General features: G+C 56.7%; 21 protein-coding genes and 1 riboswitch. Of the genes, 6 read left to right on the top strand and 15 right to left on the bottom strand.

Annotated features, from left to right (window positions below; all coding sequences use genetic code 11):
- Window positions 1-142 precede the first annotated feature (142 nt).
- The 3 genes from QJ48_RS32525 to QJ48_RS32535 are packed head-to-tail and all read right to left on the bottom strand — an operon-like array spanning window position 143 to window position 4,311.
- Complete coding sequence (locus QJ48_RS32525; RefSeq protein WP_237763131.1) at window positions 143-1,924, bottom strand: AAA family ATPase; 1,782 nt, start codon at window positions 1,922-1,924, stop codon at window positions 143-145.
- Complete coding sequence (locus QJ48_RS32530; RefSeq protein ID WP_054977470.1) at window positions 1,846-3,132, bottom strand: DNA repair exonuclease; 1,287 nt, start codon at window positions 3,130-3,132, stop codon at window positions 1,846-1,848. Before QJ48_RS32530 ends, QJ48_RS32525 begins: the two co-directional genes overlap by 79 nt.
- Window positions 3,133-3,171: 39 nt before the next feature.
- Entirely contained in the window at window positions 3,172-4,311 is a 1,140-nt protein-coding gene (locus QJ48_RS32535) for a glycosyltransferase family 4 protein (RefSeq protein ID WP_054977471.1), read from the bottom strand.
- A gap of 164 nt (window positions 4,312-4,475) precedes the next feature.
- Here QJ48_RS32535 and QJ48_RS32540 point away from each other — a divergent pair, with 164 nt between their 5' ends.
- Complete coding sequence (locus tag QJ48_RS32540; protein ID WP_054977472.1) at window positions 4,476-5,618, top strand: GGDEF domain-containing protein; 1,143 nt, start codon at window positions 4,476-4,478, stop codon at window positions 5,616-5,618.
- 66 nt (window positions 5,619-5,684) lie between these two features.
- Here the strand turns inward: QJ48_RS32540 and QJ48_RS32545 are convergent, their stop codons facing one another.
- Window positions 5,685-5,891, bottom strand: a complete 207-nt coding sequence (locus QJ48_RS32545; protein ID WP_010498610.1) for a helix-turn-helix domain-containing protein — start codon at window positions 5,889-5,891, stop codon at window positions 5,685-5,687.
- Between the two features lie 231 nt (window positions 5,892-6,122).
- Between QJ48_RS32545 and QJ48_RS32550 the strand changes: the two genes are divergently transcribed.
- Window positions 6,123-6,542, top strand: coding sequence for a helix-turn-helix transcriptional regulator (locus tag QJ48_RS32550; RefSeq protein WP_237763132.1), 420 nt, complete (start codon window positions 6,123-6,125; stop codon window positions 6,540-6,542).
- 115 nt (window positions 6,543-6,657) lie between these two features.
- Here the strand turns inward: QJ48_RS32550 and QJ48_RS32555 are convergent, their stop codons facing one another.
- Window positions 6,658-6,894 (bottom strand): RNA chaperone Hfq, encoded by a 237-nt coding sequence (locus QJ48_RS32555; protein WP_063858219.1) that lies wholly within the window; start codon window positions 6,892-6,894, stop codon window positions 6,658-6,660.
- Window positions 6,895-7,151: 257 nt separating this feature from the next.
- Window positions 7,152-7,238, bottom strand: a complete 87-nt coding sequence (locus QJ48_RS39040) for a putative holin-like toxin (RefSeq protein WP_108531390.1) — start codon at window positions 7,236-7,238, stop codon at window positions 7,152-7,154.
- 294 nt (window positions 7,239-7,532) lie between these two features.
- Between QJ48_RS39040 and QJ48_RS32560 the strand changes: the two genes are divergently transcribed.
- From QJ48_RS32560 to QJ48_RS32570, 3 genes are all read left to right on the top strand, one after another.
- Window positions 7,533-8,138, top strand: coding sequence for a TetR/AcrR family transcriptional regulator (locus tag QJ48_RS32560; protein ID WP_054977475.1), 606 nt, complete (start codon window positions 7,533-7,535; stop codon window positions 8,136-8,138).
- Window positions 8,135-8,893 (top strand): type I methionyl aminopeptidase, encoded by a 759-nt coding sequence (map, locus tag QJ48_RS32565; RefSeq protein ID WP_054977476.1) that lies wholly within the window; start codon window positions 8,135-8,137, stop codon window positions 8,891-8,893. The genes QJ48_RS32560 and map overlap by 4 nt, the downstream gene beginning before the upstream one ends.
- Window positions 8,894-9,574: 681 nt before the next feature.
- On the top strand, window positions 9,575-11,158 hold the full coding sequence (locus tag QJ48_RS32570; protein WP_054977477.1) for a M4 family metallopeptidase: 1,584 nt from the start codon (window positions 9,575-9,577) through the stop codon (window positions 11,156-11,158).
- A 70-nt stretch (window positions 11,159-11,228) separates the two neighbouring features.
- Here QJ48_RS32570 and queC read toward each other — a convergent pair whose 3' ends face one another.
- The 3 genes from queC to queD are packed head-to-tail and all read right to left on the bottom strand — an operon-like array spanning window position 11,229 to window position 13,083.
- Window positions 11,229-11,912 carry a 7-cyano-7-deazaguanine synthase QueC gene (gene queC, locus QJ48_RS32575; RefSeq protein WP_054977478.1) on the bottom strand — a complete coding sequence of 228 codons (684 nt, stop codon included), beginning with the start codon at window positions 11,910-11,912 and terminating at the stop codon, window positions 11,229-11,231.
- Window positions 11,913-11,935: 23 nt separating this feature from the next.
- Window positions 11,936-12,610, bottom strand: coding sequence for a radical SAM protein (locus QJ48_RS32580; protein WP_054977479.1), 675 nt, complete (start codon window positions 12,608-12,610; stop codon window positions 11,936-11,938).
- A complete protein-coding gene (gene queD, locus QJ48_RS32585) occupies window positions 12,607-13,083 on the bottom strand; it encodes a 6-carboxytetrahydropterin synthase QueD (RefSeq protein ID WP_054977480.1) in 477 nt (158 codons plus the stop codon). The genes QJ48_RS32580 and queD overlap by 4 nt, the downstream gene beginning before the upstream one ends.
- Before the next feature lie 123 nt (window positions 13,084-13,206).
- Between queD and QJ48_RS32590 the strand changes: the two genes are divergently transcribed.
- On the top strand, window positions 13,207-14,595 hold the full coding sequence (locus tag QJ48_RS32590; protein WP_054977481.1) for an RsmF rRNA methyltransferase first C-terminal domain-containing protein: 1,389 nt from the start codon (window positions 13,207-13,209) through the stop codon (window positions 14,593-14,595).
- 87 nt (window positions 14,596-14,682) lie between these two features.
- Here the strand turns inward: QJ48_RS32590 and QJ48_RS32595 are convergent, their stop codons facing one another.
- The 6 genes from QJ48_RS32595 to QJ48_RS32620 all read right to left on the bottom strand — a co-directional run.
- The gene (locus QJ48_RS32595; RefSeq protein ID WP_054977482.1) at window positions 14,683-16,716 is read right to left on the bottom strand and encodes a methyl-accepting chemotaxis protein; all 2,034 of its coding nucleotides are present in this window, start codon (window positions 16,714-16,716) and stop codon (window positions 14,683-14,685) included.
- A 185-nt stretch (window positions 16,717-16,901) separates the two neighbouring features.
- Entirely contained in the window at window positions 16,902-17,855 is a 954-nt protein-coding gene (locus QJ48_RS32600; protein WP_054977483.1) for a DMT family transporter, read from the bottom strand.
- Between the two features lie 143 nt (window positions 17,856-17,998).
- Window positions 17,999-18,152, bottom strand: a riboswitch (FMN riboswitch).
- A gap of 59 nt (window positions 18,153-18,211) precedes the next feature.
- A complete protein-coding gene (locus QJ48_RS32605) occupies window positions 18,212-19,252 on the bottom strand; it encodes a hypothetical protein (protein ID WP_054977484.1) in 1,041 nt (346 codons plus the stop codon).
- Window positions 19,253-19,333: 81 nt separating this feature from the next.
- Entirely contained in the window at window positions 19,334-20,149 is an 816-nt protein-coding gene (locus QJ48_RS32610) for a Cof-type HAD-IIB family hydrolase (RefSeq protein ID WP_054977485.1), read from the bottom strand.
- A 49-nt stretch (window positions 20,150-20,198) separates the two neighbouring features.
- Entirely contained in the window at window positions 20,199-20,942 is a 744-nt protein-coding gene (locus QJ48_RS32615) for a pseudouridine synthase (RefSeq protein WP_054977486.1), read from the bottom strand.
- A 3-nt stretch (window positions 20,943-20,945) separates the two neighbouring features.
- Window positions 20,946-21,302, bottom strand: a 357-nt coding sequence (locus QJ48_RS32620) for an RsmF rRNA methyltransferase first C-terminal domain-containing protein (protein WP_193394529.1), incomplete at its 5' end; no start/stop codon positions are given.

Genomic DNA, 21,302 nt, shown 5'->3' on the forward strand with positions numbered 1-21,302 from the left:
TCCACGAATGGAAGGAAGCGCTGCGCGAGGTCCGGTTCGAAGCGGAGCGCGAGCAGGACCGTGAGAAGATGAGCCGTCTGGAGGCGCAGGCCGGGCCGGAGAAAGCCCGCTCCGGCTCCTTCGGCGTCCCGCTGTATGTTCTCTACGGCGCAACGCTGCTGCTCCCCGCCGCGCTGGCGGCGCTGCAGCAGACGGCTGCGGCTGTCGCAGCGCTCGCCGTGCTGCTTGCCGCCAGCGCGGCGGGGAGCAGCAGCGTTGCGCCGTAGAGAACATACAGCGGGACGCCGAAGGAGCCGGAGCGGGCTTTCTCCGGCCCGGCCTGCGCCTCCAGACGGCTCATCTTCTCACGGTCCTGCTCGCGCTCCGCTTCGAACCGGACCTCGCGCAGCGCTTCCTTCCATTCGTGGAACAAACGCCTTGCCGTCCGAATCCGGTCCAGTCCTTCTTCCGCCGACATGTGATCGTCTTCGAGCACGGAGCTCTCCTCGTCTCGGGCTCCATCGATGCTCCGGCTGCGACTCCCGTCGCCTTCACCGTCCCAAGCCTCGGCCCCGCTCCGGCTATCCGCCGGCCCAAGCTCCTCCGCCCCGGACTCACTTCGCAGCCGTTCGCCTTCCGCCTCCAGCAGCGATTCGTTCTGCCGCCAGACGCGCCACTCCTCGCGGAAAGCGGACGCTTCCTCCCGAAGCATGACCGTCGAAGGGAGACGGTCCAAATGCTCCGCCGTCCATGCCGGGTGAATGCGGCGAAGCATCCGCTCCAGCTCCAGCCCGAGCTGCTCCTCTTCCGCTTCCGCCTCCGCCAGCGTCCGCTTTGCTTCTTCGTAGACCGGAAGCCGGTCCAACAAAGCTTCAAGCGCCGCCCGGCGCTCCAGCACCGCGCCCTCGGCCTCCGCTTCCGACTCGGCCGTCCGCAAGCTTTCCTTCAGATCGGACAGCGCAAGGGCGACACGGTCAAGCTCGACCGTGAGCCGCTCCCGCTCGGCAAGCACCGCTTCCATCCGCGGCAGCGCATCAGCCGGGAACGCATCCAGCGTCTCGGGCAGCTCCGCCAGCTCGCGGCGCAGCTCCTCCCTACGCAGCCAGTGCGGCTGGGCGCGGATGCACCGCGCAAGCCAGTCCGCTTCGCGCTGGAGCTTGTCCAGCTCGCGCTCCAGCGTCTCCTGCTCCGCGGCAAGGCGGTTCGCCTCCGCCTCCAGCGCATTGTAGCGCTCCGCCCGGCCGCGGCTTTGCGCGAGCTCCGCTTCCGAAGCCGCCAGCTCCTGCAGCGCCCGGTTCATCAGCGGCGTGCGTCCGCGTGGGCGGTACAACTGCTCCAGCTCCTGCGCGAGCTTCTTGTCCGCTCCGCGAATCACGCTGCCGCTCGCGCCGAGTCCCGCGCTGTACAAGAAGCTGCCGACCTCGCCCGATTGCAGCGTCCCGAGCTCCTGCAGCTCGGTCAGGCCGAAGGCGAACAGACTGCGGAACAATTCCGGCGTAATCCCGCCCAAGAGCGCAGTCAACTCCCGCTCGCCCCCGGCCGTTCCGTCCGGAAACGTCACGCGGACGGTGCCCGCCGCAGGCCCGCGCCCCCGTCCTCCGCTTGGACGCTCCCACCGTCCGACCCGGTAACGGCGGCCTTGTTCGTCAACGAGCGTAATCGCCCCGCCTTGTCCGCCCTCCCCCGGCGCAGTCAGCCGTTCCGCCGAGCCGCCGCGGGGAAAGCCGAACAGCACATCCCGGATAAAACCCAGCACGGTGCTTTTCCCCGCTTCGTTCGGCCCATAAAAGAGGGTGACGGGGGCATCCGCCAGAAGCTCCACATCGTTTAGCACACCGTAGCGGCGAATGTCGAGCCGTTCGATTCTCATTCGCTCCACCCCGTCTCCGCGCCGCTGCCGTCCGCCAGCAGGTCGATCGCCAGCTCTTCGGCTTCCTGCAGCCATGCGGCCCATTCCTCGGGCCCCAGTTCGCTTAGCAGAGCGGCAAGCTGCGGCTGCCCGGCGAGCGGCGCCAGCGCTTCCTCTGCGAAGGCCGATAATCGCTCAGGGGATTCGCCCGCCTCCGACGCGAGACGCAGCAGATCGCCCAGAAACCCCGGCTTTGCAGCCAAGTCTTCGCGCGAAACGGCTGCTCCGGTCCGATCCTCAATGCTCTCGATCCAGACGGCTTCCGTGCCGCTCTCTCTTAGCGCGGAAACCAGCCCCGCGAGCCATCCGCCGCGACGCATCACCGCATGTAGCGGCCCGCGTCCGGTCAGCGACAGACGCGCCAGAACCGCGCGTCCGTCCGCTGCCGCACAGGCCGCCTCCAGCTCCTCCTCCAGCGCATCCTTCAGCTGCTGCTCCGTCTCCAGCCCGGCAATGGACAGCTCCCGGACCTCCCAGCGTACATCGTCCAACGGCTGAAACCGCAGCTGCGTTGCCCCGCCTGCCGCCACGTCAACCACATAGCAGCCGCGAGGGCCGGTTTCCCGGACGTGACGGCCCTGCAGATTGCCGGGATACACAACCCAAGGAGACTCATGCAACACCCGACGCGAATGAATATGACCCAATGCCCAATAGTCCACCTGTCCGCCCGTCAAATCCCGCAGGCTGCAAGGCGCATAATTGTCGTGGCCCGCATCGCCGTCCACATTCGTATGCAGTATTCCGATGTGATACAAGCCGTCGTTATGCCGGACAAAGCCCGGCGTCAAATTATCCGTTACCGCGGAACGGCCAAACGATATGCCTGACACCCGCGCAACCGGCTCTCCGTCCTGCGCATGGACAACGACGCTTTCCACCGCATCGCTTCCGAATATTTTTACCGTGTCCGGCAACCGCAGCTTCGCGCTGTAGCCGTCGTGCAGCGGATCGTGATTTCCATGAACGACAAAGGCGGGCACCCCGTGTCCCGCCAACGTTTCCAAAGCTTGTTGAAACCGCAGCTGAGCGCGCAGCGAACGGTCTTTCGCATCGTATATGTCGCCGCTGACGACGATGAAATCCGCCTGCTCGCGAACCGCCAGATCGACGAGCCGTTCGAGCGCCGTAAACGTCGACGCCTTCACCCGCTCCCTCAGCCCGTCCGGCAGACCGGACAATCCCCGAAACGGACTGTCCAGATGCAGATCCGCGGCATGAATAAAACGAAACCCCCGCGTCATTTCCGAATCCTCCGTCCTTATCTCACTCCGGCCCAAGCCCTACTCCACCGGCGGCGCCTTGCGGTATGTCCGATACACGTTTCTGAGCTGCTGAACGACGCGCGTCATCGAGTACGTCTTGAGCGCCTTCTCCAGCGCCACACGCGAGAGCTGATACCGGTACATCGGATCGCCTATGACCTTCTCCAGCGCCGTGGCCAGCGCCTGAACGTCATTGACCGGAACAAGCAGACCGTTGCTGCCGTGCTCGATCTGCTCGGCTATGCCGCCAACGTTCGTGCCGACAACAGCCAGACCGCAGAGCGCCGCCTCCGCAAACACCGAACCGAACGCTTCCGCCCGCGAAGGCAGGACAAACACGTCGAAGAACGGCATAAAATCTTCCGGGTGAAGCATATAGCCGTAAAAAATCGTTTCCTCATAAATCCCGAGCTGCTGCGCAAGCTCCTCCAGCTCCGTACGGATCGGTCCGTCTCCGATCAGATGCAGCACGAACGGCTGCCCCCGGCGCTTCAGCTCCGCGCAGGCATGCAGAAGCGTATCGAGCCCTTTGGCGGGCACAAGGCGGCATACCGAGATCAGCTGCGGCACTTGATTCTCGTGATGGACCGGACGGAACCGCTTCTCGTCGAAGCCGTTCGGAATGACCCCGATCCGCTCCGGCTCCTGCACGTACTCGGACAAGTAATGCTTGAACGAGTTGGACACCGTAATCAACTGGTCCGCCTTTTCCTCCAGCTCGCGGTAAAGCGAGGTCAGGAAGGCATGCACCGGGCCGTCTGCCGGAATTTTGCCGTTCAGCACAAGCTCGCGCTCATAGCTGGAGTGAACCGTCATGATCAGCGGGGTGTCCGGAAACAGCTGCTTCATGACCAGCCCGGCGATCGGATGATGGGCGTGGATCAAATCGTACGTCGACTTGATCCTCATCTTCGTCCACCAGATATAATCCTTTATCGTTTGTATGTATTTATCGACTACCGGATGGCCGGCATACGGCTCCCAGTCGAACGTAGAGAAACGAATTTCCCCGGTGCCTTTGCCGCGCACCCGTTTGGGCAGCGAAAAGAGCTCCATCTCCCAGCCTCGTTTGTTGAAGCGGTCCAGCATGAAAGGAACCATGGAAGAAACCCCGCCAGGCTGTTCCGGCGGAAAAAATAACGCTTGAAGAATACGCATCCTACCCACCTCGGCCTCTCCCGTTGTTCGCGAAACGCAAGGGCGCTTCGTCACTACCATCCTAACAGTTCCGGAATGCGACGACAAGACTTCCCAAAACGAATATACGTTTGGTATAATCAGTACCATGTACCCGTTTGCAAAGTGAGGCTTCCGCGCGTTTCATGAACAATCAGACGATTTGGGATTTGATCTTCGGACCGACCGGTTCGATCTTTATGCACTCGATGCTGATCGTCATCATTGCGATGACGTTTCTCGTCTCGTTCCGACTGCTGCTGTCGCGCCGCAAAATCGGATACTTCTCCATGATCATTGCGCTCTTTATCCTGTTCGCCCAGCACAGCCATCTCATCGAAAAGACCGTGACTCAAGACGTAACCCCCGAGCAAGAATTCATCGCGCTGCTGCTCAAGCTGCTTGCCTTTGTCATGCTCAATATCGGCATTTATCAGCTGTATAACACAACCCGCAAGCGGGACTTCTTCGTCTTCGCCATCTTTATCCTGTTGACCGCCGCCGTCTCGGTGTCGTACTGGTACGCTCCGCTCTGGCTGCAGGGCAGCGAGGATCAGTCCAAATTGCTTCGTCCGCTCGGCATGGAGCTGTACTTGTTTCTGCTGCTGTTCTTGAGCTTCCTGCTCGTGAATTCCCGTATCGGCCAGAACGGGAAGTATCAGCTGATGCTGACCGTCTATTTTACGACCCACACGATTCATATGACCAACGTCTATTTATTTGACAGCAAACAAATCGTCCTGAACTTTCTGGAGCAAACGATTCCGTTCGTCTTTTACATCGTTCTGTTCCTGTTCATTTTCGAGCGGGTCATCGAGATCATGCAGGCCATTTACAACTCCTCCATTACCGACGGGCTTACAAAGCTGTACAACCGGAAATATTTTTACAACCGCGTCACCCAATACGTGCAGCAGCGAGCGCCGGTATCGGTCATCTTCAGCGACATCGACAATTTCAAGAAGCTCAACGATACGAAAGGCCATCATATGGGAGACCAGGTGCTTAAGCAGGTAGCGCAGATCGTGAAGGAAGAAACGGAAGATTCCGGGATTTGCGGACGCTATGGCGGGGAAGAAATGGTCGTGCTGGTTACGGACCCGGAAGTGGATGCCGCAGGCTTGTCGGAGCGTATCCGAAGCCGTGTGGAGACGGAGACCATCGTGACGGTAAGCATGGGATACAGTATGCTCAAAAAAGGGGTTAACGCGGAGGAATTGATCAAGCAGGCGGATGAAGCGATGTACAAGGCCAAGACGACCGGCAAAAACAAAGTGGTCGGCTTCTAGGCCGACACCGGTTCGTACGCTCTCGGAAGAAAGGCGGGAAGCCGGCTTCCCGCTTCTGTCGCAGGTCTATTCTATGGTGAACAATTCCTCCAGAGGCTGCTCCAAAAGATCGCTGAGCTTCTTCGCCGTGCCCGGGCCGACGGCTTTGACCGAACGCTCCAGCAAGCTGATATAAGCATAGCTCAATCCCGAGAGCTGGGCCAGGTCCCGCTGAGTCATTCCTTTGACGATCCGGGCTCGTACGATCGCGTTCGTTTTGGCTTTAATTTTCATGGTTGCGGTCCTCCCCCTTGCTGAACAAAAACACACTACCATTATACATCAATTTTATTTACTTTTGCAACCAGTTATGTTTACTATTGTTAAATCAAGTTTATTTGTACTTCCTATTTTTAACTGTTAATATATAGATATTCACCGTTTTTTACTTAACCTGTTTATTGCTTTGCCATTATTTCAATAATGTGGGTGTGTGCGATGGATTTCTACGATCAATTACGAGATATGCGCAAATTGAAAGGTTTCACCATTCGCGAGCTGGCAGACCGCTCCGGCGTATCGGCGGCCTATATTTCCCAGCTGGAGAACGGCAACCGCGGGGTCCCCTCGCCCGACGTGCTGATGAAGCTGTCCGAGGGATTGAACATTCCTTATACCGAGCTGATGCAAATCGCAGGCTATTTGGAGAAAACGGACTCCGACAAGGAGGAAGGAAGCTATACGAAGCCGCGGGTGAACCTGCGCCGTTTTCTGCGTGAGAACGACCTTATCTTCGACGGAATCGAACTGACCGAGACGGATAAGGAATGGATCGAGCGGATGCTGACCGTCATGTTCTGGAAAGAAAAGCAGCTTCACAGCAAGGACGAGCAGACGGCGGAAAGCCCCCGGGAAGCGGTGGAGTTTTCGTATGAGTCAAAATGAACGGCAGGAAAGTCCGGCTCCCGGCAGCTCCGGGGGAACCGGACTTTTTTTCATGCGAAGAGGAAAGGACCGCTGCCGTAACGCGGGCGGTCCTTCTGTTGTCACACAATGCGGATTAAATAGGCAGGCGCTTGCTTGATACGATCGTAGATACCGCGACTTTATTGATCAGCGTATCTCTTCCTTTGACTTCGATCAGGATCGTGAACCGATCCGTCGATTTCAAGGTGCCCTGCATTTGGACACCGTTCTTCGTAATTAAGGTGACAGGTATCCTTTCCGTAATGAGCCGATCCAAAAACCGGTTCTGCACACTATCCTGGGTCTGCACGTTATCGCTGCTGTTCGTCATGTGAGACATCCCTCTCTCTTTTTTAGGATTCTGTTCTATAGTACCACAACCGAATCTATTACTCTATTGTCAGGACAGACCAGGCCATGTAAACTATAAATAGAAAGTATCACGTTCCGCCAACATGCGTATACTGAGAAAGGAATGCGGATGCCGCTAACATCCGCACTCCCGCACAATAGCCGCTTCTCAGGGCGGTAGGCTTAGACAAATTGTATGAGGATCAAGAAAGGACCGCTGCTTTGACCGAGGGCGGTCTATTTCTTTTTGTTAAGGTACGTTAGCAAAGCCAAGATGAACATCCCGAACCCGAACATCAAGGTAAGTGCTTGGTATACCTCCATAGGCCATCACCTCCGTTCCAGGAGGCTAGCCGACCGCCCTAAAAGCCATTCTATCGTGGTTTTTCCATTGTAACATATTATTCCATCGAACCCAAAATAAGCTTGTCCAACCGGGAAACCAAACGGCCCATGGGACCGAACAGTACGGACTTGCAGGACGCCCGACATACGTTATCCGGAACATGTGCCTACGCTCTGCCGGGCTATCGCGGATTCCAAAGCGGGAAATATTGCATACGGCGGCGGGATCGTTTATGATTGACATTACAGTAGGTCAAAAAAAGAGGTGATCGCTTGTCTCCCCGAACGAAAGAACAAAACGAAGAAATCCGGCTTATCCGGGTGAAGCAAATTATGCAAGCCGCGGCCGAGGTGTATTTGGAGCAGGGCATTACGATGGAAATGCGCGACGTCGCAACCAAAGCGGATCTGGGCTACGGCACCGTGTACCATTATTACAAAAACAAGCACGCTCTGCTCGACGACCTGCTGTGGCAAGCGTTCCACGAAGCCAGGCAAGTGACCGAAGAAGCGTTCGGCGCTCCCCAATCCCCCGGGCAGCTGCTGCGCCGGTACGGCACACTCCTGCTGCGGCAATGGTTTCGCGACCGGTCCGTCTATATTTTGTACAAGATGATCTGGGAAAACTTTCAGCAGGTCCCGGGCGGCCGCTTTCAAAAGCTGTACGATCAGTTCCAGATCGAACTGTACCGTCCTCTTGTGTCGGCAGTTGAAAAACTCGGGGCACGGGACCCTGAGAAACGGGCGAATCTTCTGCTCGGCTCCATGATCGGCTGCGCCGGCTTATGGATTCATCACGGCCATGAGGAGCCGGATACCGACGATATCGCCGATTCGTTAGTCCGCAGCATCGAAAAAGAAGGGACATTGACCCAATGATTATTTTGAAAACCAAGCAAGAAATTGAGCGCATCAAGCAGGCCGGCCAACTGGTCGCCGCTTGTCACCGGGAAATCGCCAAGCTGGTGCAGCCCGGCATTACGACGTTCGAAATCGAAGATCTCGTGGATACGATGATTACGAAGCATGGCGGTAGACCGTTTACCAAAGGTTACAACGGGTATAAGTACGCCACTTGCGCATCCGTCAACGATGTGATCGCCCACGGGTTTCCAAGCCGTACGCCTCTTCGGGAAGGCGACATCGTCACCATCGACATCGTCGCGGAAGTCGACGGCTGGCTGGGCGATTCCGCCTGGTGCTATGCGGTAGGCTCCATTTCCGACGAAGCCCGGCGGTTGATGGAAGTGACCAAGCAATGCCTGGATCTCGGCATCGCTCAGGCCTTCGCCGGCAACCGCCTCGGGGATATCACGCACGCGATCCAATCCCACGCGGAGCGAAACGGCTACTCCGTCGTGCGCGATCTGCTCGCCCACGGCATCGGCCGGGATCTGCACGAAGAGCCCAACTACGCACATGTCGGGCTGCCCGGCAGAGGCGTACGTTTGAAGGAAGGCATGGTGTTTACGATCGAACCGATGATCAATGCCGGTACGCACCATATGTTCGTCGAAGCGGACGGCTGGACGGCGCGAACGGCAGACGGACGGCTATCCGCCCAATACGAGCATACGATCGCCATCACCGAAGACGGTCCGCAGCTGCTCACCGACCAAGCTGCGGCTCACTGACGCCATAGCGTCCATATGGATTTCCCGCTCCGATTCTACGGATTCAGCCCTTTGTCCACAGCTCACTGCCGGACGAAGGGCTGATTTGGTTCTCAACAACTTCGTCTATTTCGGCCAATTTGCCGCACAATCTCCGCGCCTGACGCCCCTTGACCGCATCCATTCTTCTTCTTTACCTAGGGTCACAGACCCACAAAAACTTCATCCGCCTTATGATCCATCACGTTTCGACAATGCAAAGGGGACCATTCGCCCCGCAAGCTAAGTCTAAAGAACCTTTTATCGTTTAGAAGGAAAATTTTTACTAAAAAGGGTATTGAAAAAAATCAAAATTGGTTTAATATAATTATCAAGTAGTCCACGTTGGAATATTTTACCTGATGTTTCGACGAACTACGAATAGCCTCTACGGTTTTACCTGAAAAGAATTAACCACTTGATGAAAGAGGTGATGCTTTTTAGCGAAAAACCCGTATCGTCACCCGACGCCTCTACTCCCGTTGTACACACCTCATGCTTCCACTCGATTTAATCCTGTCTAACCTCCAGATTATCGCTTCTGTAGTAATCACCTTCGACGAGACCCGCTTTAAATTTGATTTGCATCCCGCCATCGGCTAAATCAGCTTCAAATTCATTCTAAACCGATTGGAAAACAAGTAAAAAGGAGAGATGACGTTTATGTTAAAAGTATGGGCATCGATTATTACAGGAGCATTTTTGCTCGGGAGCGTGCAAGGGGTGCAAGCTGCTCCGCAAGATCAGGCCGCTCCCTTCGGAGGATTCGCCCCTCAATTGATCACCGGGGAAAGCTGGAGCGCGCCGCAAGGCGTATCGGGAGAGGAAAAAATCTGGAAGTATCTCGAATCCAAGCAGGATAGCTTCCAGGTCGGCAAAACTGTCGATCTGAAAAAGCAGTTGAAAATTATCGGCCAAACGACCGACGAGAAAACGGGAACGACGCATTACCGTCTGCAGCAAAATGTGGGAGGCGTTCCCGTATACGGCGGCGTACAGACGATTCACGTCAACAAAGAAGGACAAGTCACATCGCTTATCGGCAGCCTGCTTCCCGATCAGCAGCAGCAGGTTTCGAAAAGCTTGAATTCGCAAATCAGCGAAGCGCAAGCGATTGCCGTGGCCCAGAAAGATACCGAGGCCGCCGTCGGCAAGCTGGGGGAACCGCAAAAGACGCCCAAAGCGGATCTGTACGTTTATTTGCACAACGGACAACCGGTCCTCGCCTATGTGACGGAGGTTAACGTTCTCGAACCGGAGGCGATCCGCACGCGCTATTTCATCAGCGCCGAAGACGGCAGCGTTTTATTCAAGTACGACATCCTCGCTCACGCTACGGGTACCGGAAAAGGCGTGCTCGGAGATACGAAATCGTTCACGACCACGCAATCCGGCTCCACTTATCAATTGAAGGATACGACGCGCGGGCAAGGCATCGTCACTTACAGCGCAGGCAACCGGAGCTCTCTGCCCGGATCGCTGCTTACCAGTTCGAACAATATTTGGAACGACGGCGCGGCAGTCGATGCGCATGCCTACACCGCCAAAGTGTACGATTACTATAAAAACAAATTCGGCCGCAACAGCATTGACGGTAACGGCTTCCAGCTTAAATCGACGGTGCACTACTCCTCCAGATACAACAACGCCTTCTGGAATGGCGTTCAAATGGTGTACGGCGACGGCGACGGCGTAACCTTCATTCCGTTCTCCGCCGATCCGGACGTCATCGGCCACGAATTGACCCACGGCGTTACGGAACATACGGCCGGCCTGGAATACTACGGCGAATCCGGGGCGCTGAACGAATCGATCTCCGATATTATCGGGAATGCGATCGACGGCAAAAACTGGCTGATCGGCGACTTGATTTATACGCCGAATACTCCCGGGGACGCGCTCCGCTCGATGGAGAATCCCAAGCTCTATAACCAACCCGACCGCTATCAAGACCGCTATACGGGACCTTCCGATAACGGCGGCGTGCATATTAACAGCGGTATCAACAACAAAGCCTTCTACCTGATCGCCCAAGGCGGCACGCACTACGGCGTCACCGTGAACGGAATCGGACGCGATGCGGCTGTGCAAATTTTCTATGACACCCTCATCAATTACCTGACTCCGACTTCGAACTTCTCGGCCATCCGCGCCGCTGCCATTCAAGCGGCGACAGACCTGTACGGAGCGAATTCCACTCAAGTAAACGCTGTTAAAAAAGCGTACACTGCCGTTGGCGTGAACTAATTTTAGCTCGAAAACCAAAGGGCTGCTCCCATTCGCACAAGTGAATGAGGGGCAGCCCCTTGAATATTCTTTATTGATAAGCTATCGGATCGGCCGTTCCCGCTTCGTCGAAGCCTTTCAAACGCAGCCGGCAGCTGTCGCAAACGCCGCACGCTTCCTCCTGCCCGTTGTAGCATGAGGTTGTCAAGTGATATGGCACGCCGAGCCGCATCCCTTCGCGAATAATCTCGGCTTTCGTCCAATGAATCAGCGGCGTTTCGATGCGAATCGGACCGCCTTCCACGCCGACTCGCGTTGCCAGCGCCATCACTTCCTCCACCTTCCGGATAAATTCCGGGCGGCAGTCCGGGTATCCGCTGTAATCAAGCGCGTTGACGCCGATATAGATCGCTTCCGCTCCGATGGTTTCCGCATAGGAAGTCGCGATCGAGAGGAACAGCAGATTGCGGCCCGGTACGTAAGTCACGGGAATATCCGAATCGATCGCACCGCTTTCGCCGGCCGGCGGTACCTCAATCGATTCGTCGGTCAAGGCGCTGCCTCCGAATTCTTTCAAAAAGCCGAGCGCAATGACCTTATGGCGGCTCGTTGTCTTATAGAATTCGGCCACCTGCCGCGCGTTCTCGATCTCGCGCCTTTGGCGCTGCCCGTAATCGAACGTGATCGGGTAAATGTCGTACCCGGCGTCCCGAGCCATCCCCATGCAGGTTGTGCTGTCCAGCCCCCCGCTCAAAATAACGACTGCCTTTTTCATCATTCACACCTTCGTTCGTATGGTTATACCCCGCGGGCCGCAGGGTCCCAAATGATTTTATGCATCTGCATATTCAGCTTCACGTGAGACAAGCCATGCTCCAGCATCAAACCGACCAGCTTGGCCGGAGGCATCGTTTCCCAAACCGGGCTGAACAGCGGCAGCGCCCGGGTCGGGTACGCTTCGAGCAGCGCTTTAGCCGCATGAAAATCCCGCTCGCTCCCGATCACGAACTTCAACTCGTCCTGCGGGCGCAGCTTCGCCAGATTCGCCGTGAGCATCCGTTCCTCTTCGCCGGAATCGGGCAGCTTGTAGTCCATAATGTACCGAACAACAGGCGATTCGATCCGCTCCAGAAAGGGCGTCAGATCGATGGCGCCGTTCGTCTCGATATGCAGATCGTCGTAGCGGCCGGTTGCAACCAGCGCCTCGATGAGCGCCGCGGACTTATCGCCGTACAGAAGCGGCTCGCCCCCGGTCAGACAGACGTGCCGGGAACGGTAACGTCCCGCCTCGGCTACAATGTCCTCGATCGTCATCGTAAATTCGGCCTCGGCCGGCGGATAGCTGTACTTCGTATCGCACCACGTGCAGCGCAGATTGCAGCCGAACAGCCTCACGAACACAGTCGGAAAGCCGGCCCGCGTGCCCTCGCCTTCGACCGTCTCGAAAATTTCCACCATCGGCAGCCGGATCATGCCGGACCATCTCCCATCAAGCGCGCCGTGACGGCCGCGTAGCTGGTCGGCGTCTCCCACAGGCGGACTTCCTCCAGCCGCACCGCCGGAAACAGCCCCTCGCTTCGCAGCGCGTCTCGAAGCTGCTCGTACATCCAGACGACCATATTTTCCGCGGTCGTATTCATCGGCGGCAGCACCTCGTTCAAGTAACGGTGATCCAGCCGGTCGATGATGCGCTCTTTGGCGATTCGTTTAATATCCGCAAAATCGATCGTAATGCCCCGGTCATCGACCTTGCCGCGCATGACGACCTGAAGTTTATACGTGTGCCCGTGCAGGCTTTTGCATTTGCCCTCGTAGCAATGCAAATGATGGGCGCTATCGAACGTAAATTCCTTGGAGACGAGCACTTCCCTGTCGTGGTATTTAAGCTCGCTCCGCTGAATGTCTTCGCCTAACGTTTGTACTTTTTTCGGAATTTCATAAGTCATTCTCGTTCACCTCTCCCAAAAGGACCAAACAATTATAGCATGCCGTCTTAGCTTCTCACAATATGGCGAAGCTTGTATAATGTAGGGATACCGACAGTCTAAAAGGAGTTCGACATGTCCTCTATGATCCGTTTGCCCGAAACTTATATCCAACAAATGCAAATGCAGCTTCAAGAGAGCGCCGAAGCGTTTCTGCGAAGCTATGAACAGCCCCGCACGCAGGGCTTGCGAATGAATCCTGCCAAAATCGACCCGAGGAGCGGCGGCCCCCTCCTGGAGCGTCTGCGCGGCATGTTCGAGCTGGAGCCCGTCCCCTGGTGCGAGACAGGGTTCTATTACCGGGAAGAAACGAAGCCCGGAAAGCATCCCTACCACGCGGCGGGGCTGTATTATATCCAAGAGCCGTCCGCCATGTCCGCCGTTGAGCTGCTGGACCCGCAGCCGGGAGACATCGTTCTCGACCTCGCCGCCGCGCCGGGCGGGAAATCGACGCATATCGCCGGGAAGCTCGCGGGCCAAGGGCTGCTGATCAGCAATGAAATTCACCCTGTCCGCGCCAAGAGCTTATCCGAAAATATCGAGCGGATGGGCATCACGAACACCGTCGTCGTCAGCGCTACGCCGCAGCAGCTTGCCGAGCGGTTCCCCCGCTTTTTCGATAAAATTATGGTCGACGCTCCCTGCTCAGGGGAAGGCATGTTCCGCAAAGACCCGGAGGCGATCGCCGAATGGTCGCCGGCTCACGTCGAGATGTGCGCGGCGCGGCAGCTGGACATTCTGCAATCCGCGGTTGCGATGCTGAAGCCGGGCGGACGGCTCGCCTATTCGACCTGCACATTCAACGAGCAGGAGAACGAGCGCACCGTTCACGAGTTGCTCCGCCAATATCCGCAGCTGCGGCTCGAACGGACAGAGCGGATTTGGCCGCACCTGCACCATGGCGAGGGGCATTTTGTCGCCGTGCTGCAACTGGAAGGGGCTGCGGATGAGCCGCATGCCGCCAAGAAGGGCTCGGCAGCCCCGCGTATGCGTCAGACAGGCAAAGCGAAGCGCGGAGGCAGCCGCCCCGAGGAGACAGCCATGCGGCTGTTTCAACGGTTCGCGGAGGAGTCGCTTGCGGCGGGATTCGCGCTTCCGCCGGGCGAGCCGGTCTTGTTCGGCGAGCAGCTCTACCTGCTGCCCGCGCCAGCCGATATCCCGTTCGGCAGCCCGATGCTTCAAGGACTCAAGACGCTGCGCCCCGGCCTGCACCTTGCCGAGGTGAAGAAGGACCGTGCGGAGCCGGCCCATGCTTTGGCCCTTGCCCTGACGAATACCGCTCAAGCCCGGCTTGCGGTCGAGCTGACCGCGGGCAGCGGCGAGGCGGAACGTTACCTTCGGGGAGAGACCTTGGACTTTCCCGAAGCCTGCAGCGGCTGGACGCTGATCACGGTAGACGGCTTCCCGCTCGGCTGGGGCAAACAATCCGGAACCCAGGTCAAAAACCATTATCCGAAAGGTTTGCGCCGATAATTCCTCTCCCTTTCTACGCACACCCTTGGCAAAAAAGCAGCATGCGATCGATTGTGACCGCATGCTGCTTTTTGGTATATGAAATGCCTAGACTTTAAATTTCGCGACGGTTTCTTGGAGCTCCTCTGCCATTTTGCTCAGCAGTGCGGAGGAAGATGCGATTTCCTCCATAGAAGCAAGCTGCTCTTCCGTGCTTGCCGCCACTTGTTCAATGCACGCCGCGGTATCTTCGGAAATATGCGATACAGCATCGACGGCGTTCAAAACATTTTCGGAATTGGCAGCCATTCCTTGCGTCGCTTGCGAGACCTGGGCGATTTGAACGGCTACGCTGTCCAGCGAGCTCAGAATTTGTTCAAACGACCTGCCTGCCATGTCCGCCTTAAGCATTCCCTGCTCCACTTCGTGCGTCACCGTTTCCATATTGGCCGCGGTCATGTCCGTATCCTTTTGAATGGCGGTGATCAATTGCGAAATCTGCTTGGCCGAAGCGCCGGACTGCTCCGCCAATTTCTTGATTTCGGCGGCAACAACCGCAAAGCCTTTCCCGTGCTCTCCGGCCCTCGCGGCTTCGATGGAGGCATTGAGCGCAAGCAGGTTGGTCTGGGAAGCAATCTCCGCAATCACGGTTGTGAAGGATACAATTTGCTTGGAACGGTCCCCGAGCCCCGTCACATCGTCGGACAGCGTCTTCACTTTTTGCCCAATGGCATTCATTTGATCGATAACGGTCCGGATCGCTTCCGTGCCGTCTTGGGCCGTCTCTTGCGTATGCTGCGCCGAATCGGAGACGGTGTCGGTGTTATGGGAGATGGCCTGCAGTTGGGATGCCATATCGTTCATCTCCCGGTTCGTTTCGCCGATTTGCACCACTTGCTGCGCCGAGCCGTTGGCGATTTCTTGAACCGCCTGAGCGACCTGCTTGCCCGCTTCCGTAATTTGCTCGGAGCTGGCTGAAAGCTGTTCAGCGGACGCGGCAAGCTGCATCGCATTGTCGTTGACTTTGTAGATCAAGGCTCGCAGCGACGAAGCCATTTTATTAAAGTTCGAGCTTAATGTTCCCAGTTCGTCGGCACGGGCGATCTCGATTTGTTTCGTCAAATCGCCTTCGCTGATCAACAGCGAAGCTTCGTTTATTTTCCGCAGCGGCTTCAGAATCGAGAAAATAATCGCAGCAACCATCAAAGAGCCGATCAATGTGGACAAAAGCAGCACGATGAGCGTGGATTTCAAGATCGGAGAAGCCGCTTCGGCCACTTCCGATTCGTACATCGTGCCGGCGATTTTCCAACCCGAAGACGCATTGGTGGAGAACACCATTTTCTTCAAAGCGCCGTCCATCTTGTACTGAAAATACCCCGTATCGGTTTTATACAAGTTACTCGTCATCTCGTCCTCGGGCATTTGGCTTCCGATTTCGCCGGTAGGATGATACACGTATTTCCGGTCCATATCCGAAATGAACACATATCCTTCTTTTCCGATACTTACCGTACGGGTGATTTCGGCAAGCTTTTTGGTCGAGATCGACATGGCTGCGACGCCCCGGCCGTCGGCCGTTTCTTTCGCAACCGTGAACACCAGATTCCCCGTAGCCGAGGAGATATATGGAGAAGTGATGATGATCTTGCCCTTGTTCTCTACCGCTTGCTTGAACCAGGCACGTTCGCGAGGATCGTAATCGGCGGCCATTTTGGTCACGTCGGCGGAATCCATATACAAGCCGTTCTTGGTGCCGACGAAAACCATGTCGGCATCCTTTTCGATTTCTCGGTACATCAGAAGCTGGCGACGCACGGAATCCTGCACCCCGATATTGGAGTTGTCCGCCGCTTTAACAGCGCTTAAGTCGACGGTTCGTGATAAAGCGTCGACCTGCTGCTTCTTGGACTCGAAGAAATCGTTCAATAAGGCATCGATCAGCTTGACGGCTTCCTTCGACGAGCTGACCATTTGGCTGTCCACGTTTTGCCTTGCCGTTTGATACGAGACATACGAGAGCAAAACCGTAGGAACAAGCAGTATAACCACAAAGGTGAAGATGAGTTTGTTTTTAATCGTAAAAAATACTTTGTCCTTCGTAAATCCTTTCCATTTGCTCCGAATCTGCATCCTATTCATTTTTCTGCCCGCCCTTAGATGATATTTATTGAATACTGGAACGATGTCCCATGATATTTAATTCGACAGATGACAGCTTATTTTTTAATGGTATTTTTTTGAAATGAACAAATACCGCAAACAAAGAAATAGCCTGTTGAGGGGTCTCAACAGGCTGGGGGCTGTCCTGAAGGACAGCTTATTTTTCACTCGCTTTGGCTTTGACGCGAAAGACCGAACAAAGCGGCCCATATAATCACGAAACCGACCAGTTGGTCCGGCGTAACGGCTTGTTGGAACACCAGCCAGTTGATCAGCAGGCCAACCGCCGGAAAAGACAGCTCTGCCAGCGTGGCATAAGAAGCTTTCGTATCGGTCAGTCCCCGGTAGTAGAGTAAGAGGCTGAGCAGTCCGGGTATGAAAGCGCCCATAACCAAATTAACGATTACCGCGCCCCAAGCAATCGAGTGCGCAGGCTGAACGAGCGCCATCCCCTGGCCCGCCGCCAAAGCCAGAAGCAACGGCAGCGCCAGCAGGAACCGAAGAGCCGTTACCGTCTCGAACTTCATTTGCCCGAGCATCAGCCTGCCCATCACCGTCGAGCCGCCCCACAGTGCGGCAGCCCCGATGGAGAGCAATCCGCTCCAGGTCGCGATATCGCCCCAATGCCCGATCGGCGCCTTCCAGCCGAACGTCAGCAGATAGGTGCCGAGAAGCGCGAGAATCAAGAGCAGCGCAAAGCGCCGCGGCAAGCTTTCTTTCAGCACGATCCGAGCCAGGATGATCGCAAACAGCGGCTGCAGCTTTTGCAGCAGCAGCACGGCATTCGGATTGCCATGGGCGAAGGCCGAGGTAAACAGAATCGTCGCCAGGGCCGAGCCGCCCCACGAGATGAACAGCAGAGCCATAAGATGGCGCAGCTTCAAGCCCCGCAGCTCCTGCCTATGCAGCCAAACGACCGGCAAGGCGTAGACGAGCAGCAGTACGTGCTCGATCAATACAATTTGCGTAGAAGTAAACGATTTAAGCAGCAGGATTCGGAATAAAGGGTCGACACCCCATAGCGCCGAGCCGAGCACGACAAGCCATAGTCCGCTCCGCATGTTTACTTTGGCCGTGGCAACACGGCCGTTTAACCCGACAGCAGAAACTCTGTCCATATTCAACAACCTCCCAAGGTGTTTGAACAGGACCCTTCGAAAAGAAGTCAGCCCCGCTATCGGTTAAGATAACGGGGCATATGCAAATAAGCTCACCATGAGCCGTTTTTTTAACAAAACGATTCAAACCGGTATGCCTACTTTGTGACCTTCTCCCATCCGGACTATACCGTCGGCCTCGGAATTCCACCAAGTCAGTCGTCTGTTCCGCCATGCGGAAATCGACGAGTCGCGGGCTTAAGCTCAGTACGAGCCTTCACCGCCGGTCGGGATTTTCACCCTGCCCCGAAGGTCCTAATTCAATTAGAAAGCATTTTATCATATGCTTTTCGTTTTCGGCAAGGTTTTTTTTGCAATTAATGGACATTTTCCGTTTCGAACAGCACTTCTTCGATCAGCCGGTTATTGTGCATCATGGACAAGTTGAGTGCGGAGTAATCTTTCTCCTTATCAAGCTCCTCCATCAGCAAAGTGGCGATAAGTTCTCTGTCGTCGGTGCTGCCGGGCTCGCGGAAATCGATAAAGCCGGTCAGCTGGCGCTCGCTGATATCCACCGTGGCCGTGCCGATCGGAAGACCGCCCCGGGACTGCTGGTAAATTTCGTACGTCAGCACTCCCCGGTCATCCCGGACGAGCATAACCGTATACGGCTTGTCTTCGTCGTCCCCGCTCCACAATACCTCGGAGTCGTCCTCCTCCGCCAGCAGATCCTCGTGGGTCAGCTGGATCACTTCGAAAATCTCGTTGTCGAAGTTCATCGCAATTTCGAAGCGGTCCACTTCGTCCTCGTCGAAATCGAGCACAAGCAGATCGGCAGCGATATCCAGCTCGGCTTCGGTCGGTTCGATCATCCAATGGACGGTGCCCGTCACTTCGCGATCATCGATTTGGAGAAATACCTCGGCGACAAAATCTTCGTCTTTATCGTAGAGATGGTATTCCAGTCCGTCCTCGTCTTCGCCGACCAACACCAGTTCGAAATCCGCCATGGTGAAGTCGTCCCGCTCCCCAGGAGTCTCGTCTTCAAGACGCGTTTCGTTATCGATCCAATCCGAGTCGTAATCGAAATCTTCTTCCGTCGAGACGACGCCGGCATAGGCTTCCGCTTCCCGTTCCGAAGCGATCACATGGTCAATGCTGCTATAGGTGACCATCACCTCGCACCCTTTTGCCTGCAGAGCGTCCAGCAGGGAGTCCACATACCGGTGGACCGCCTCGAACACTTCGTCTTTCTCCGCGTCATCAAGCACTTCTTTCTCCAATTGGAGCGCGCCTGCAATTCGGTCGGATTCACGGAAGACGAGAGTTAACGTGCCCACAAACCGATTTTTGAACATGATGTCGCTGACTTCGCCGCCCGCCGTCCTCAGATCCGGTCTTAAGCTGACATGCGTCATTCGGGTCCCCTCCAATCAGGTTATGCACTCGCGCAGTGCGGAGTTTTCTACCCTCATAGCATGTCCTTCCTTGACGGAAAACTATGCGCGAAGCTCTCCCGAAGGGAGCACGTAACGGCGCAGCGCTTCGTGCACGCCGTCGTCGTTATTGGACAGCGTGACGGCATCGGCAGCCTCTTTGACCGCGTCCGGCGAATTATCCATCGCGATCCCAATCCCGGCAAACCGGATCATATCGATGTCGTTGTAATAGTTGCCCATGGCAACGATTTGTTCGGGAGCTATGTCCCATTGGGCGGCGAGCGCCTGCAGCGCACGGCCCTTGGACACTTCCTTCGACATCACGTCGACAAAGTGCACCCCGCTTCTCAGCGCATGAACGCTCGGAGGCAGCGATACCCGCGCCAAGTCCCGTTCGACCGCGTCCATCTCTTCCTCCGACCCGAACATCGTAAGCTTTACGAGCGGAACGGTCATGCTCAACACGTCCTCCACCCGTTCGGGAGAAACCATATATTTCTCGTACATCGCCGCTTCCCGCTCGCCTACTTTCTCGACGAACATATCCAGCGCGGTGTTCACGTCAAAATGCACATTCTGTTCGCGGCAGTAGCGGACGAGTTCCGCAAGCTCCTGCACCTCGAAGCCGAATTGATGCAGCAGCTTCGGACCCGGCGTCTCGACGGTCGCCGCCCCGTTATGCGTGATCAGCACGCCGGTCAGGCCCAGGCGCTCCAGCACCGGGATTGCATTGGCCGGACCCCGGCCGGTGCACAATACGATCCGGGCCCCCGCTTCGTGCGCCGTGCGCAGCGTTTCCACCGTCTTGTCCGTTACTTCATAGTCGTCGTTCAAAAGCGTACCGTCCACGTCAAGCGCAATGATGCGATAGTTCATTTTTTCTCCGCTCCCTTGTACTTCTTCTCTCTAAAGGCAGGTTGAAAGGCTATTCCCCATGGGCCAGCAAGCTTTGGCGCTCAGCCTCCGTCAATTCCCGCGACTGCCCGAGCGGCAACGCCGGATCCAGCTTCAGCGGCCCCATGGACAGCCGTTTCAGATAGGTCACCTGCTTGCCGACGGCTTGAAACATACGTTTTACCTGATGAAACTTTCCTTCGTGTATGGTCAATTCGATACGGGAAAGCTCGCCCGCTTTGGGGCGGCCGCAGTGCAGCACGATCAATTCGGCCGGCATCGTCACATAGCCGTCATCGAGTGTGACGCCCCGCGCGAACGCGTCAATGTCGCTTTGGTCAACGGCACCGTTCACTTCGGCATAATACGTTTTCGGAACATGCTTTCGCGGCGACAGCAAGTTGTGGGCCAGCTTGCCGTCGTTCGTCAGCAGCAGCAGCCCTTCGGTGTCTTTATCCAGCCGCCCGACCGGAAATACGTCAAAATGCGAGTACTGCTCGTCCAGCAGATCGAGCACGGTCCGGTCCCTCGTATCTTCCGTCGCGGACACGACGCCTTGAGGCTTATGCAGCATCAAGTAGACGAATTCACGGTAGACCACCGGTTCGCCGTCAACCGTAATGCGATCCCGCTCGGGATTTACCTGCATGCCGCTGTCCTTCGCCGTTTTGCCGTCGACGCTGACGACGCCGCGCTTCACGAGCTGTTTGATTTCGCTGCGGGTCCCGAAGCCCGTATGAGCCAGCAGCTTGTCCAGACGTAACGTTGCTTTCATTGCTTATGTCCACCTCCAACCGGGGGGATATTCGTTCTTTAGCATCCCGTCCTGCGCTTTCGCCCAACCGACGGGATACCCGTCCACGCACACGAGGACATATCCTTTGGCGGGAACGCCGTCCGCTGCGGTGCGAAGCTCGTCTGGGGCGAGCTCCAGCGTCTCGCCTTTCAAATACCGAACGGCCCGCGGATCGTCGGCCGTGAACGTCACCGTGCGCAGCGCCTCTTCCGCGCGCAGTCCCATCGCCAGCGCGTGCGAAGGCGTGAAGCGCTGCTTGGTTACGCTGCCGAGGTACCATCCGGGGCGGATGACCCGGATGCCGTCCAGCGGCGGCAGCCCCGCCGGCGCGGCGAGCAC

The sequence above is a fragment of the Paenibacillus sp. A3 genome, assembly GCF_001399685.1.
Taxonomy (GTDB): Bacteria; Bacillota; Bacilli; order Paenibacillales; family NBRC-103111; genus Paenibacillus_G.

What these genes read in the sequence shown, in the direction of transcription:
- QJ48_RS32535 (WP_054977471.1), bottom strand. Translation starts at nt 4,311, where the DNA reads ATGCGTATTCTTCAAGCGTTATTTTTTCCGCCGGAACAGCCTGGCGGG.
- QJ48_RS32595 (WP_054977482.1), bottom strand. Translation starts at nt 16,716, where the DNA reads ATGAATAGGATGCAGATTCGGAGCAAATGGAAAGGATTTACGAAGGAC.
- map (WP_054977476.1), top strand. Translation starts at nt 8,135, where the DNA reads ATGATTATTTTGAAAACCAAGCAAGAAATTGAGCGCATCAAGCAGGCC.
- QJ48_RS32550 (WP_237763132.1), top strand. Translation starts at nt 6,123, where the DNA reads ATGCGCAAATTGAAAGGTTTCACCATTCGCGAGCTGGCAGACCGCTCC.
- QJ48_RS32555 (WP_063858219.1), bottom strand. Translation starts at nt 6,894, where the DNA reads ATGACGAACAGCAGCGATAACGTGCAGACCCAGGATAGTGTGCAGAAC.
- QJ48_RS32600 (WP_054977483.1), bottom strand. Translation starts at nt 17,855, where the DNA reads ATGGACAGAGTTTCTGCTGTCGGGTTAAACGGCCGTGTTGCCACGGCC.
- QJ48_RS32525 (WP_237763131.1), bottom strand. Translation starts at nt 1,924, where the DNA reads ATGGCTGCAGGAAGCCGAAGAGCTGGCGATCGACCTGCTGGCGGACGG.
- QJ48_RS32605 (WP_054977484.1), bottom strand. Translation starts at nt 19,252, where the DNA reads ATGACGCATGTCAGCTTAAGACCGGATCTGAGGACGGCGGGCGGCGAA.
- queD (WP_054977480.1), bottom strand. Translation starts at nt 13,083, where the DNA reads ATGACTTATGAAATTCCGAAAAAAGTACAAACGTTAGGCGAAGACATT.
- QJ48_RS32570 (WP_054977477.1), top strand. Translation starts at nt 9,575, where the DNA reads ATGTTAAAAGTATGGGCATCGATTATTACAGGAGCATTTTTGCTCGGG.
- QJ48_RS32590 (WP_054977481.1), top strand. Translation starts at nt 13,207, where the DNA reads ATGATCCGTTTGCCCGAAACTTATATCCAACAAATGCAAATGCAGCTT.
- QJ48_RS32530 (WP_054977470.1), bottom strand. Translation starts at nt 3,132, where the DNA reads ATGACGCGGGGGTTTCGTTTTATTCATGCCGCGGATCTGCATCTGGAC.
- QJ48_RS32610 (WP_054977485.1), bottom strand. Translation starts at nt 20,149, where the DNA reads ATGAACTATCGCATCATTGCGCTTGACGTGGACGGTACGCTTTTGAAC.
- QJ48_RS32580 (WP_054977479.1), bottom strand. Translation starts at nt 12,610, where the DNA reads ATGATCCGGCTGCCGATGGTGGAAATTTTCGAGACGGTCGAAGGCGAG.
- QJ48_RS39040 (WP_108531390.1), bottom strand. Translation starts at nt 7,238, where the DNA reads ATGGAGGTATACCAAGCACTTACCTTGATGTTCGGGTTCGGGATGTTC.
- QJ48_RS32615 (WP_054977486.1), bottom strand. Translation starts at nt 20,942, where the DNA reads ATGAAAGCAACGTTACGTCTGGACAAGCTGCTGGCTCATACGGGCTTC.
- queC (WP_054977478.1), bottom strand. Translation starts at nt 11,912, where the DNA reads ATGAAAAAGGCAGTCGTTATTTTGAGCGGGGGGCTGGACAGCACAACC.
- QJ48_RS32545 (WP_010498610.1), bottom strand. Translation starts at nt 5,891, where the DNA reads ATGAAAATTAAAGCCAAAACGAACGCGATCGTACGAGCCCGGATCGTC.
- QJ48_RS32540 (WP_054977472.1), top strand. Translation starts at nt 4,476, where the DNA reads ATGAACAATCAGACGATTTGGGATTTGATCTTCGGACCGACCGGTTCG.